This window comes from Microbacterium gorillae (assembly GCF_000826185.2).
GTDB classification, from domain to species: domain Bacteria; phylum Actinomycetota; class Actinomycetes; order Actinomycetales; family Microbacteriaceae; genus Microbacterium; species Microbacterium gorillae.
This window is the reverse complement of sequence record NZ_LN648873.1, coordinates 489,613-502,173: the sequence shown is the minus strand read 5'-3', so window position 1 is coordinate 502,173 and position 12,561 is coordinate 489,613. Positions and strand designations below refer to the sequence as shown.

Below are 12,561 nucleotides of genomic sequence, written 5' to 3'. Positions count from 1 at the left end.
CGAGGGTGCCGGTGGTTCCTGCGGCGATGCCGCATCGCCGAGCCATAGGATGGTCGGGTGCCTGACAAGATCCTGCCCGAGGAGCGACTGACGAACCTCGCCGTCGCCCTCATGGCCACGCAGATCGGGCTCACCAAGCAGCAGATCCTGGAGAACGTCTCCGGCTACCGGCAGCGCAGTGGAACCGGCGCCAAGGCGGACGCCCTGGAGAAGATGTTCGAGCGCGACAAGGACGATCTGCGCGCTCTCGGCATCCCGATCGAGACGATCGGGGACCTCGCTGACCCGAATGATCTGCGCGAGGCGCGCTACCGGATCCCGCAGGCCGAGTACGACCTGCCCGCGGACATCACGTTCTCGCCCGCCGATCTCGCCGTGCTCACGCTGGCGGCTTCGGTCTGGCGCGAGGAGTCCTTCTCGCAGGACGCGCAGTCCGGTCTGCGCAAGATCCGCGCTCTCGGGATCGACGTGGATGAGCCGATCATCGGCTTCGCCCCTCGTCTGGAGCTCACGCACCCGTCCTTCGCCCCGTTGCAGGACGCCATCGAGCACGCCCGCGTGGTGTCGTTCCCCTACCTGAAGCCGGGGGAGGACGCGCCGTTGCTGCGCCGGGTCAGTCCGCTCGCCCTGGTCGACATGGAGAACCGGTGGCACGTGTACGGCATCGATGTCGACCGCGATGCGGAGCGGACGTTCCTGCTCTCGCGCGTCGTCGGTGATGTGATCGCGAACGGGGAGACGTTCGATCCCGCGCTTCGTGACGGCGCCGGAGAACGAGCGCTCGCCGGGCTGAAGGCGGTCCTGGATCGTTCGGTCGCTCAGCTCGAGGTGCACGCCGGCAGCGAGGCCGCGTTGCGCCTGGCCCGGCGCGCCGACCCGTCCGGCAGCGGCATCGCGGTGCACTACCTCGACCCGGAGATCTTCGCGGACGAACTGGCCTCCTACGGCCCCGAGGTGCGGGTGCTGGCGCCGGAGAGCCTGCGCGAGGCCGTCATCGGTCGACTGCAGGCCACGCTCGCATCCCACACCGGGGGTGCGCAGTGACCGCGCGGCGCCGCAGCATGCTGGCCCCGGATCGGGCGAAGCTCTACCTCACGCTCGTGCCGTATCTCGCCGAGCGCGGCGAGGTCACGGTCGCCGAGGCGGCCGCGGACTTCGGTGTGACGCCGGTCGAGATGCGACGCATGGTCGAGAAGCTCACCGTCATGGGCCTGCCCGGGGAGTCCGGATTCTGGCAGCTCGACCAGGATCTCTTCGACATCAACTGGGATCTGCTGGACACCGAGGACATCATCGAGCTGACCAACACGGTCGCCCTCCGTCGCGCGCCGCGCTTGACCGCACGTGAGGCCGCCGCCCTGCTGTCCGGCCTTCGTCTCGCTCGCGCGGTGCCGGGCGTCGACGACGAGGGTGCCGTCTCGGCTCTCATCGCGAAGCTGACCCGGGGTGTCTCGGCCCCGCCCGCGGACGTGGTGGTCGCCGCCGATGCACCGGACGACGTCCGCACCGCGATCGCTCAGGCTGTACGCACCGGTCACGCCGTGGAGTTCACCTACCGGGCCCCGGACGCCGACGCGATGCGTCGTACGGTCGACCCGGTCACCGTGCACCTCACGAGCGGTGAGTGGTATCTGCAGGGGTGGTGCCACCTCCGCCGAGCGATGCGCACCTTCCACGTCGCCCGGATGAGTGACGCCGTGGTGTCCGGGCTGGAGAGCACGCACGGTCATGATGCGGCGCCGGACCTGTTCGGACCGTCGTCCGCGGACGCCACCGCGACGGTGCAGTTCGCGGCCGACCTGGCGCCGCTGCTCCGTGATTTCCTGCGCGGCGCGGACGCCGACACGGTCGGCGCCGTCACGACCGCCCATCTGCGGGTCGGTGATCCGCGTTCGCTGAAGCGGCTCGCAGCGCGACTGGCGGGAGCCGTCGAGGTCACGGCACCGACGGCCGCGCGCGACGCGGTCGTGCACTGGGCCCGCGCGGGTCTCGCGCAGTACGACCTCTGAGCCGTCCGGGGACCTATGGACTCCCTATCCGCCCGCGTCATCTGACGATCCCTCAGGACGCAGCGGTTAGACTGGAATCCCACCTCAAACGTCAGGAGTGACAAATGGGCATCTTCGGCAATGCATTCGGATGGCCGCATCTGCTGCTGATCCTCGCCGTCATCCTGCTCGTCTTCGGTGCCGCGAAGCTTCCGGCGCTGGCAAAGAGCATGGGCCAGTCGGCCCGCGTCTTCAAGGGGGAGATGAAGGCGATGAAGGCGGATGACGCCGCAGCGGCCGCCGCCGAGGGTCAGACGCAGAACGTCGCGGACGCTTCGACAGCCGTTCCCGGCTCTCCGGCCACGCCGATCGTGCCGCCGGCTAAGCCCACTGACGCGTCCTGACGACGATGACGGCTGACCCTCAGCCCGCAGAGGAGGGGACGCGCAACGACAAGCGCATGACGCTGTGGGAGCATCTGCGTGAACTCCGCCGACGCGTGATGATCTGCGCGGCTGTGCTCCTGGTGTTCGCGATCGCCGCATTCATCGTCACCAAACCGGTGCTGGAATTCATCACCCTGCCGCTGGAACTGGTCAAGGCCTCGCGTGAGGCGGCCGGCGCCACGGGCACGACCTCGATCGTGCTGTCCACCGTGACCGGACCGTTCGACCTGCGAATGAAGATCGCCTTCACGATGGCGTTCTTCGCGTCAGCTCCGGTGTGGCTGTGGCAGATCTGGGCGTTCATCATGCCCGCGATGACGCGGAGGGAGAAGGGGTACACGATCGGTTTCACCGCCGCTGCGATCCCGCTGTTCTTCGGCGGTTGCGCGGTGGCGTTCTGGATCACCCCGCACATCATCGAACTGATGGCGTCCTTCCTGCCCGAGCAGTTCGACGCCCTGTACGACGGCGTCTCGTACTACGACTTCGTCTTCAAGCTCATGCTGATCATCGGCATCTCATTCGTGCTGCCGCTGTTCCTGGTGGCGCTGAACCTCGCCGGTGTGATGTCCGGACGGACGATCCTGAAGGGGTGGCGCTGGGCGGTCATCATCGCCACGGTGTTCTCTGCGATCACCACTCCGGCCGCCGACATCACCTCCATGCTCATGCTGGCCGGCATCCTGGTCGTGCTCTACTTCGCCGCCGCCACACTGTCGCTGCTGTTCGACCGTCGCAAGCGCAAGCGCGAGGCCGCGATCCTGCCTCCCGCGGCGGCGGAGCCCGCGACGTGACCTCACCCGCCGAGCGCTACGCTGCGGCGCAGTCCGCCGCCTCCCACCCGTTGACCGCGGCATTCGCCGCCACCCGTCGGTTCACGCTGGATCCGTTCCAGATCGACGCCTGTCAGGCGCTCGAGGACGGACACGGTGTGCTCGTGGCCGCACCCACCGGCGCCGGCAAGACGATCGTGGGGGAGTTCGCGATCCACCTCGCGATGCGCACCCCGGGCCGCAAGGCCTTCTACACGACGCCGATGAAGGCGCTGTCCAACCAGAAATTCCGCGAACTGGTGGAGGAGTACGGGCCGGACGAGGTCGGTCTCCTCACCGGCGACACCAACATCAACGGCAACGCTCGCGTGGTCGTGATGACCACCGAGGTGCTGCGCAACATGCTGTACGCCGATTCGGACGCCCTGACCGGCCTCGAGTACGTGGTGATGGACGAGGTCCACTACCTCGCGGACCGGTTCCGCGGCGCCGTGTGGGAAGAGGTGATCATCCACCTCCCGATCGAGGTCAAGGTCGTGGCGCTGTCCGCGACCGTCTCGAACGCGGAGGAGTTCGGCGATTGGCTCGACACGGTGCGGGGAGACACCGAAGTGATCGTCTCGGAGATCCGTCCGGTGCCGCTCGAGCAGCACGTGCTGTTCCACGGTGACCTGGTGCCGCTGTTCGACGAGCGCGCCGGTACCGTGGCGCATCAGGTCAACCGCGACCTTCTCCGGCAGGGCCGCGCCGGCTATGTGGAGAACAACCGCCGCGTCCGCGAGGCGCGCGGCCGCGGTCGGCAGAAACCCCGATTCGAGCGGCATGCACCCACGCGCCCGAATCGCTTCGTCAACCGGGGGGAGGTCGTGGACCTGCTCGCCGGGGAGAATCTCCTGCCCGCCATCTTCTTCATCTTCAGCCGCGTCGGCTGCGACGCCGCCGTCCAGCAGGTGCGGCGATCCGGAATCCGCCTCACCACCGACGCGGAACGGCGTGAGATCCGGGAGATCGCGTACGAGCGCACCTCGCGGATCGCTGACGAGGACCTCGCGGTCCTGGGCTACCACGACTGGTTGGACAACCTCGAACGCGGCCTCGCTGCGCACCACGCCGGGCTGCTGCCGGTGTTCAAGGAAGTCGTCGAGGAACTCTTCCAGCGTCGGCTCGTGAAGGCGGTGTTCGCCACCGAGACCCTCGCGCTCGGCATCAACATGCCGGCCCGGACCGTCGTCCTGGAGAAGCTCGAGAAGTTCAACGGTGAGGCCCGCGTGCCGATCACGTCGGGGGAGTACACGCAGCTGACCGGCCGCGCCGGCCGCCGTGGCATCGACGTCGAGGGTCACGCCGTGATCGTGTGGTCGGAGAACCTCGACCCCCAGGCCGTCGCTTCGCTGGCCTCGCGCCGGACCTACCCGCTGAATTCGAGCTTCCGACCGACCTACAACATGGCCGTGAATCTCATCGACCAGTTCGGTCGATCCCGCGCGCGCGAGATCCTGGAATCCTCGTTCGCCCAGTTCCAGGCCGACCGCGCCGTGGTGGGTCTGGCGACGAAGGTCCGCGAGGCCGAAGAGTCGCTGGCCGGGTACGCGAAGGCGATGACCTGTGATCGCGGTGACTTCCTGGAGTACTCCCGGCTGCGTCGCGAGCTCAGCGACTTGGAGAAGAAGAATCGCACCGACAGTTCCGCGCCGCGCGGCAAGCGTGAGAAGCGTCTACGGCGCATCGATGCCCTCCGCACCGCGTTGCAGCATCACCCGTGCCACCGCTGCCCCGACCGTGAGGCGCATGCGCGCTGGGGGGAGCGGTACTGGAAGCTCAAGACCCAGGTCGATCGGATGCGCAAGCAGATCGAGGGTCGGGTCGGCACCGTCGCGCGCCAGTTCGACCGCGTCGTCTCCGTGCTGACCGCACTCGACTACGTCCGCGTCGACGATGACCACCGGACCGTTCTCACGGACGCGGGACGCACGATGCGGCGCATCTACGGAGAACGCGACCTCCTGGTGTCCGAGTGCCTGCGTCAGGGGCTCTGGAACGGGCTGGACGCTCCGTCACTCGCCGCGCTCGCCTGCACTCTGGTCTACGAGCCGCGTCGTGACGACAACGGCGACCGCGCACTGCCGTCGGGTCGATTCCGCATCGCGCTGGACACGACCGAGCGGCTCTGGGCGGAACTCGATGACCTCGAGCGCGAGCACGGGCTGCCCGGTTCCGAGCCGCCGGCGGCGGGGCTGTCCAAGGCGATGCAGTCCTGGGCCCGGGGCCAGGGACTGGATCGGGTGCTGACCGAGGCCGACATGGCGGCCGGCGATTTCGTGCGCTGGGCGAAGCAGACGATCGACCTGCTCGATCAGATCAGCATGGTCGCGGAGGGGGAGACCGCCACGGTCGCTCGGCGCGCACTGGACGGCGTGCGCCGCGGGATCGTCGCCTACAGCGGCGTCTGACCCTCCCCGGGCGGCGTGACAGAGAGCGCGACGCGAGATGTGGCTGACAGCGGCATTCGAGCGAGTGCGCCGTAGGCTGATCCTCGTGCCTGAAACCGTGCCGTCCCCACCGCGCGATGCCCGCCGCGCGCGGCGTCGAGAGCGGCGTGGTGCCCCCCTGCTGCCGCTGTGGGCGGCCGTCCTGGTCGCCCTCGCCGCCGGCCCCCTGCTCGCGTGGGCCTTTCCTCCGGTCGGCGCGTGGCCGCTCGCCTTCGTGGCGGTGGCGCTGGTGCTGGTGACGAACATCGGCCGGTCCGCTTGGGCGGGAGTCCTCGTCGGGTTCCTGTTCGGCATCTCCTTCCATCTCGTCATGATCGTGTGGATCACCCGCTACCTGGGCCCGATTCCGTGGTTCGCCCTGACCGGACTCGAATCGGTGCTGTTCGCGGTCGGCACCGTTCCGATCGTGCTCGCCTACCGCTGGCTGCCGCGGCTCGCGTCCGGCCGATGGGCGCGCCTGGTCGCGCTCCCGGTGCTGGTCGCGGGCCTGTGGACCGCGCGCGAGATCTGGTTCGGGTCTTGGCCGTACACCGGCTTTCCCTGGGCGCGGATCGGCATGAGCATGTCCTCGAGCCCGCTCGCCGAAACCGCATCGTGGGTGGGAGTGTCCGGACTCACGTTCCTGATCGTGCTCACCGCGGCGATGGCCGTGCAAGCCGTTCGCCTCTTCGCCGCCGCTGACCGCACCTGGTTTTCGGTGGTTCCGGTGGCCGCGACACTCGCCGTGCTGATCCTGACCCCGCAGTTCCCGACCACCCCGGCGGGCACGATGCGCGTGGGAGCCGTGCAGGGCAACGGGCCGGCCGGCTACTTCGATGACCGTGCGCCGAACGCGGTCCTGCAGGCGCAGCTGGATGCCACCGTGCCGATCATGGATGACAAGCTCGACCTACTGCTCTGGCCCGAAGGAAGCGTCGATTCCGACCCGTTGCAGAACCAGACCACCGCGCGCACCCTGATCCGACTCAGCGAGCAGATCGACGCGCCGCTGCTGGTGAACGCGGCGACGCAGCGCGACGCCGACATCTTCAACACCTCGATCCTCTGGGACGGCGCGGCCGGAGCGGTTCAGATGCATGACAAGCGCAATCCGGTCCCGTTCGGGGAGTACGTGCCCGACCGGAAGTTCTTCGAACCACTGGCACCGGACCTCATCGGCCTGATCGGGCGCGAGTACACCCCCGGAACGAATGCGCCGATCGTCTCGGTCAAGGGCGTCGGCGTGGGTCTGGCCATCTGCTTCGACGTCATCTACGACGAGGTGATCCAGGAGGGCGCGCGCGATGGCGCGCAGGTCTACATGTTCCAGACGAACAACGCCGACTTCCGCGGCACGTCCGAGAATCTGCAGCAGCTGGCCTTCGCGCGCATGCGGGCGATCGAGACCGGTCGCAGCGTCGTCAACATCTCCACCGTGGGCACGAGCCAGGTCATCGCTCCAGACGGAACCACGATCGACCACCTGGTCGCTGACGAACCGGGCGCGATGGTGACGGACGTTCCCCTGCGCACGGGTCTCACCCCGGCGGTGCTCCTCGGCAACGTCCTGAGCATCCTGCTGTACGGCGGCAGCCTCCTCGCCCTCGTCGCGGTCGGCGTCACGGTGCTGGTACGACGACGAGGCGCCGTCCCAGTGGGGGACGACGCCTCGTGACGTGTACGCGTGCGCTCGCTCAGGCGACCTTGTCGCCGCGACGGGCTCGCAGGTAGGCGAGACGCTCAGCGAGCACCTCTTCCAGCTCCGGAATCGTGCGACGCTCCAGAAGCATGTCCCACGGCGTGCGGGCGGCCTTCTCCTCGACGGCCTCGACCTCGACGGCATGACCGTCGACGTGCAGACGGGCCTCAGCGCCGCACGTGCGGCACTCCCAGGTCGCGGGCGGCTCAGCGTCCGCAGCGAAGGTCAGAGTGGTCTCACGCTCGCACTCCGTGCACACGTAGGAATACTGCTTGCGGTCCATCAGCACGACGCCGTCCTCGCTCTGGAGGCTCTGGGCGCCGAGTCGGATGCCGCGCAGGCTGCGTTCTGCCATGGTGAATCCTCTCCTCGACACTCAGGTATAACGCAGTGGGCTGGACGGATCATCCATGGGGCTGGACGAGTGTCGGTTCTCTCAGCGGGCGTTCAGGACCCTGACCGGGCAATCTCCCGAGATCTGCGGCGGTCGCGGGAATTCGTGACGCGCGAATGAGCGGGGGCCCACGGTCATGCCGACAGAGCGCGCAGGGCGAGGTCGGCGCGGTCGGTGACGATGCCCTGCACGCCGCGGCCGACCAGCGCGCGCATCTCGTCCGGATCGTTGATGGTCCAGACATGGATCTCGGCGCCGGCCGTGCGGGCGGCATCGATCAGCCGGTCGGTCAGAACCGGTATGCGCCCCATCCGCACGGGGATCTGAAGCGCATCGACCTCTCGGATCAGACGCACCGCGGCACGGCGGGCACCCACGGCGAGTTCCGCGACGACCCGCGCCACGGTTGACCGGCCGGGTGAGGTGGCCGGCACGCCACCGGCGCGGGCCGCCGCGGCCAGCGCGCGACGCCGGGTGCCGTCATCGAAGCTGGTCAGCAGGACCCGGTCCTCGTGCGCCGCCACGATGCGGCCGACGGGTTCCGCGGCCGCGCGGGCCTTCACATCGACGTTGAACCGGGTGGCGGGGAAGCTCTCCAGCGCATCCGCCAGAGTGATCAGCCCGCCCCGATCGGACATGATCGCGCGCAGTTCGTCATGGGTGACGTCCTTCACCGCCCGATCATCTCCGGTGACTCGGGTGAGCTTCGCATCGTGGAAGATCACCACGACGCCATCGGCCGTGAGGTGGCAGTCCGTCTCCACGTACTCCGCGCCCACCGCTTGGGCGGCGGCGATCGCGGTGAGGGTGTTGTCGAACAGACCGGCCGCGGCCTCGTCCGGGAGGACGAGGCCGCGGTGCGCGAGCACACGCGGGGTGCGCGCTCGGAGGAGATACGGATGGGTCATCGAGCGGGCGGCGCCGCCGGCGGAGGTCCGTCGACATCGGGCGCCGGGTCGGTCAGCTGCTCGAGATCCGGGAGGGGCGTCTCCGGCGGCGTCAGGTCCGGCATCACGTCGGCGCGCGAGGCGGCCGGCGTCGTCGGTTCGACAGCCCGCGCCTGCGCGATGATGTCCGCAGCGGACAGCACGTCGGGCGTCGCCGGCGCGGCCGTCGCGGTGGCCGCCGAACGACGGGTGGCCGGCGGTGCGGGCGGCGTGGGCGCGCTCGCGCCGGTCGGAGGCGTCCAGGGCGCAGCCGGTCCGCCCTTGCCCGCGAATGCACCGCCGATGCCCTTGAGAGCCTCGGTCAACTCGCTCGGGATGATCCACAGCTTGTTGGACGCGCCCTCACTGATCTTCGGCAGCATCTGCAGGTACTGGTAGGCCAGCAGCTTGTCATCCGGCGCACCCTGGTGGATGGCGGCGAAGACGTTCTGAATGGCCTGCGACTCACCCTGGGCACGAAGCACGGCGGCCTGCATGTCACCCTCGGCGCGGAGGATCTCGGCCTGCCGCGCACCTTCGGCCTCGAGGATCGCGGACTGCTTGGTTCCCTCGGCGGTGAGGATCGCGGCTCGGCGGTCACGCTCGGCGCGCATCTGCTTCTCCATCGAGTCCTGGATGCTCACGGGCGGGTCGATCGCCTTCAGCTCGACGCGGCTGACGCGGATGCCCCATTTGCCGGTCGCCTCGTCCAGCACAACGCGCAGCTGGCCGTTGATCTCGTCGCGACTGGTGAGCGCTTCTTCGAGGTTCAGACCACCGACGACGTTACGCAGGGTCGTCGTGGTCAACTGCTCGACAGCACCGAGGTAGTTGGCGATCTCGTACGTCGCCGCACGCGCGTCGGTCACCTGGAAGTAGACGACCGTGTCGATCGAGACCACGAGGTTGTCCTCGGTGATCACCGGCTGCGGTGGGAACGAGACGACCTGCTCGCGCATGTCGATCAGCGGTCGCAGGCGATCGATGAACGGAACGAGCAGGTTCAGGCCGGGGGCGAGGGTCTTGTGGTAGCGACCGAGCCGCTCTACGATCCCCGCTGTGGCCTGCGGAATGATGCGGACGGACCGCGCGATCACCACGATCACGACGATCACCACCACGATGGCGACGACGATGCCGAGCACCGCGCCGAGTGACAGCTCATTCATGACGTGAGCTCCTCCCTGTCGGACGGAATGGGATCCGCGGCCGCGCCGCGGACGGAAGAATTCGTCACCGCAGACGGGTGCGTGGCAGTGGGGGAGTCAGCGAGATCGGGCACGTCGATCGCGGTGACGGCGACGTCCACCAGGCGCAGCCCCCACGCGGCTGCGCCACGCGCCAACGCTGTGCTCAGACGGGACGTGATCGCCGTACGGCTGTCTGCGACCGCTGCGCGGTCCAGCGTGCCGACGAGCTCGCGCAGCGTCGTGATGGTCAGCCGTTCCATGGCGGCGACGTGGTCGACGACCTCGTACGTGGCCGCCCGTGCATCGACCACCTGGAATCTCAGGGAGGTGTCGATGGAGACCAGGTAGTCGTCGCGGGTGATGACCGGCTGGGTCGGGATCACGAGCTCTTGCGGGAGCATGTCGACCGTGACGCGCACGCGATCGACGATCGGGAGCAACAGGTGCACACCGGGATCGAGGGTGCGCTGGTAACGACCCAACCGCTCGACGAGTCCCACCCGGTCCCGCGGAATGATGCGAACGGAGCGCGCGACCGCGATGGCGGCCAGAATGACGAGGGCCAGTGCCACGACCGTCGCCAGCGCCGGCTCGTTCATGCGATGAGACCCTCCCGATCGGACGGGACGACATCCGCGGTCGCGCCGCGGATCGTCGCCACGACCACCGGAGTGGCGGGCGGGAGGGTGAAGCCGTGCGAGCGGGCGGTCCAGATGTCGCCATTGGCGAGCTTGACCTGTCCGGACCTCGCGTCCACGGTCTGCACGACCACGCCGCGCATGCCGATCAGGGCATCGACGTTGCTCGGCGTCTCATCGCCGCCCCGGCGGAGTCGCCGCAGCAGAGGCGGACGCAGCAGCAGGATCAGGAGGAGTGCCGCGACGGCGGCCGCGACGAGCTGCAACCACGCCGGTCCGCCGAGGAAGGAGACGATCAGGCCCACCACACTGCCGAGCGCCAGCATGAGGAAGGTGAACTCCAGGGTGAACATCTCGATGACCAGGAAGAGCCCGATCAGAATGAGCCATCCGATCCAGGCGAACTGCAGAAGCACGTCGATGTTCATGATCACCCTCCCCTTATGGCGAAACTATCAGAGAACCCGCGTATGGCACGGGAGCGCAGGCGCCCGATTGGTAGTCTCGATGAAGCCGTCTCACGGCTGTCACCGACCCAAGGAGTACCCGTGTCTCAGATCCTCGCCCCCGGTTCCCTCGACGGCAAGAGCGCCCTCGTCACCGGATCATCGCGCGGCATCGGCGCGGATACCGTGCGCTACTTCGCCGAGGCCGGCGCGAACGTCGTGATCAACTTCCGCAACAAGGCTCCGCGCGCGCAGAAGCTCGCCGATGAACTCGGTGAGCTGGGTGTCGGCACGCTCGTCGTGGGTGCCGACCTGACCGATCCCGCCTCGGTGCGTGCGATGTTCGCCGCGGCGAAGGAGGCCTTCGGCGGTCTCGACATCGTCGTGCTGAACGCGTCCGGCGGCATGGAGTCGAACATGGGGGAGGACTACGCGCTGCGCTTGAATCGTGACGCACAGGTCGACGCCGTGGACGCCGCGCTGGATGTCCTGAATCCGGGCGGACGAATCATCTTCGTCACCAGCCACCAGGCGCACTTCATCCGGACCACACCCACGATGCCCGAGTACGAGCCCGTCGCGCTGTCCAAGCGCGCCGGCGAGGACGCGCTGCGGGAGAAGATCCCGGCGCTCACCGAGCGCGGCATCGACTTCGTCGTCGTCTCCGGGGACATGATCGAGGGAACCATCACGGCCACCCTGCTGGAGCGCGCGAACCCGGGCGCGATCGAGGCCCGTCGCGAGTCGGCCGGTAAGCTCTACAACGTGGCGGAGTTCGCCGCCGAGGTCGCTCGCGCCGCGGTCGAGCCGATCCCGGCCGACAACACGCGTCTGACCGGCGACGTCAGCGGCTTCGTCGCCGAGTGATCTGACGCGAGACACCCATGCGCGTCCGAGAAACCCCGCGATGCGGGGGGTTTCGGACGCGTACGGGTGTCTCGCGGGGATGCGGTCTCAGTCGCGAGCGACGAACACCGCGCGGATGAGGCCGACGATGCCCATCACGACGAGAGTCACGCCCAGCCAGATCAGCAGCACGGTCGCCCCGGTCATCGGAGCGAACAGCAGCGCGATGCCGCCGAGGATGCTCACGATCGCGAAGAAGATCGCCCAGCCCTTGGCCGGCGCCACGCTCAGGGTGGTCAGCGCCGCGATGCCCTCGAAGATCCACGAGATCCCGAGGAAGACGACGACGAAGTAGGCCAGGATCAGCGCCGTCGACGCCGGGTTCATGAACGCGACGATGGCGGCCACGATGAACAGCAGACCGGCGATGATGTGGCCGATCCGCGCCCAACCGCCCATCTTGCTCGTGAAGGCGACGATGACGTAGAGCAGTCCCTCGATGAGGGCGTACACCGCCAGGATGACGGTCAGCGCGGTGAGGCTCTGAGCAGGCCACACCAGAACGACGATTCCGGTGATCAGCGCCAAGGCGCTGGCGATGCCCAACCACAGCCGCAACGCGCCCCGGACGGATGAGGGGGAACCGGTGGGGATATCGGTGTCAGTCATGAGGTCTCCTCTGACATCGTGCGGATTTGCACGTATTTCACACGGTAGCGATCGCACGGGGATCGCGCCACGGGGTCA

The 12,561-nt window shown here is 68.5% G+C and carries 13 protein-coding genes; 7 read left to right on the top strand and 6 right to left on the bottom strand.

Annotation, left to right across the window (positions count from 1 at the left end):
* Window positions 1–57 precede the first annotated feature (57 nt).
* From BN1193_RS05330 to lnt, 6 genes are all read left to right on the top strand, one after another.
* Window positions 58–1,044 carry a helix-turn-helix transcriptional regulator gene (locus BN1193_RS05330; RefSeq protein WP_040164459.1) on the top strand — a complete coding sequence of 329 codons (987 nt, stop codon included), beginning with the start codon at window positions 58–60 and terminating at the stop codon, window positions 1,042–1,044.
* Window positions 1,041–2,009 (top strand): helix-turn-helix transcriptional regulator, encoded by a 969-nt coding sequence (locus BN1193_RS05325; RefSeq protein ID WP_230206413.1) that lies wholly within the window; start codon window positions 1,041–1,043, stop codon window positions 2,007–2,009. Before BN1193_RS05330 ends, BN1193_RS05325 begins: the two co-directional genes overlap by 4 nt.
* 104 nt (window positions 2,010–2,113) lie before the next feature.
* Complete coding sequence (tatA, locus tag BN1193_RS05320) at window positions 2,114–2,392, top strand: twin-arginine translocase TatA/TatE family subunit (protein ID WP_040164457.1); 279 nt, start codon at window positions 2,114–2,116, stop codon at window positions 2,390–2,392.
* Between the two features lie 5 nt (window positions 2,393–2,397).
* Window positions 2,398–3,228 (top strand): twin-arginine translocase subunit TatC, encoded by an 831-nt coding sequence (gene tatC / locus BN1193_RS05315; RefSeq protein ID WP_230206412.1) that lies wholly within the window; start codon window positions 2,398–2,400, stop codon window positions 3,226–3,228.
* Window positions 3,225–5,657: a DEAD/DEAH box helicase gene (locus tag BN1193_RS05310; protein WP_040164455.1), complete on the top strand. Its 2,433-nt coding sequence runs from the start codon at window positions 3,225–3,227 to the stop codon at window positions 5,655–5,657. The genes tatC and BN1193_RS05310 overlap by 4 nt, the downstream gene beginning before the upstream one ends.
* 85 nt (window positions 5,658–5,742) lie before the next feature.
* Entirely contained in the window at window positions 5,743–7,350 is a 1,608-nt protein-coding gene (lnt, locus tag BN1193_RS05305; protein ID WP_407662085.1) for an apolipoprotein N-acyltransferase, read from the top strand.
* 19 nt (window positions 7,351–7,369) lie between these two features.
* On the opposite strand, the gene BN1193_RS05300 is transcribed toward lnt, so the two are convergent.
* The 5 genes from BN1193_RS05300 to BN1193_RS05280 form a co-directional block, all read right to left on the bottom strand.
* The gene (locus BN1193_RS05300) at window positions 7,370–7,729 is read right to left on the bottom strand and encodes an RNA polymerase-binding protein RbpA (RefSeq protein WP_040164454.1); all 360 of its coding nucleotides are present in this window, start codon (window positions 7,727–7,729) and stop codon (window positions 7,370–7,372) included.
* A gap of 173 nt (window positions 7,730–7,902) precedes the next feature.
* Complete coding sequence (locus tag BN1193_RS05295; protein WP_040164453.1) at window positions 7,903–8,676, bottom strand: glycerophosphodiester phosphodiesterase family protein; 774 nt, start codon at window positions 8,674–8,676, stop codon at window positions 7,903–7,905.
* The gene (locus BN1193_RS05290; protein WP_195907806.1) at window positions 8,673–9,863 is read right to left on the bottom strand and encodes an SPFH domain-containing protein; all 1,191 of its coding nucleotides are present in this window, start codon (window positions 9,861–9,863) and stop codon (window positions 8,673–8,675) included. The genes BN1193_RS05295 and BN1193_RS05290 overlap by 4 nt, the downstream gene beginning before the upstream one ends.
* Window positions 9,860–10,483, bottom strand: a complete 624-nt coding sequence (locus BN1193_RS05285; RefSeq protein WP_052460448.1) for an SPFH domain-containing protein — start codon at window positions 10,481–10,483, stop codon at window positions 9,860–9,862. The genes BN1193_RS05290 and BN1193_RS05285 overlap by 4 nt, the downstream gene beginning before the upstream one ends.
* Window positions 10,480–10,950: an NfeD family protein gene (locus BN1193_RS05280; RefSeq protein ID WP_040164749.1), complete on the bottom strand. Its 471-nt coding sequence runs from the start codon at window positions 10,948–10,950 to the stop codon at window positions 10,480–10,482. Before BN1193_RS05280 ends, BN1193_RS05285 begins: the two co-directional genes overlap by 4 nt.
* Before the next feature lie 120 nt (window positions 10,951–11,070).
* Here BN1193_RS05280 and BN1193_RS05275 point away from each other — a divergent pair, with 120 nt between their 5' ends.
* Window positions 11,071–11,835, top strand: a complete 765-nt coding sequence (locus BN1193_RS05275) for an SDR family oxidoreductase (protein ID WP_040164452.1) — start codon at window positions 11,071–11,073, stop codon at window positions 11,833–11,835.
* An 87-nt stretch (window positions 11,836–11,922) separates the two neighbouring features.
* Here BN1193_RS05275 and BN1193_RS05270 read toward each other — a convergent pair whose 3' ends face one another.
* Window positions 11,923–12,483, bottom strand: coding sequence for an HdeD family acid-resistance protein (locus BN1193_RS05270; RefSeq protein WP_040164451.1), 561 nt, complete (start codon window positions 12,481–12,483; stop codon window positions 11,923–11,925).
* Window positions 12,484–12,561 lie beyond the last annotated feature (78 nt).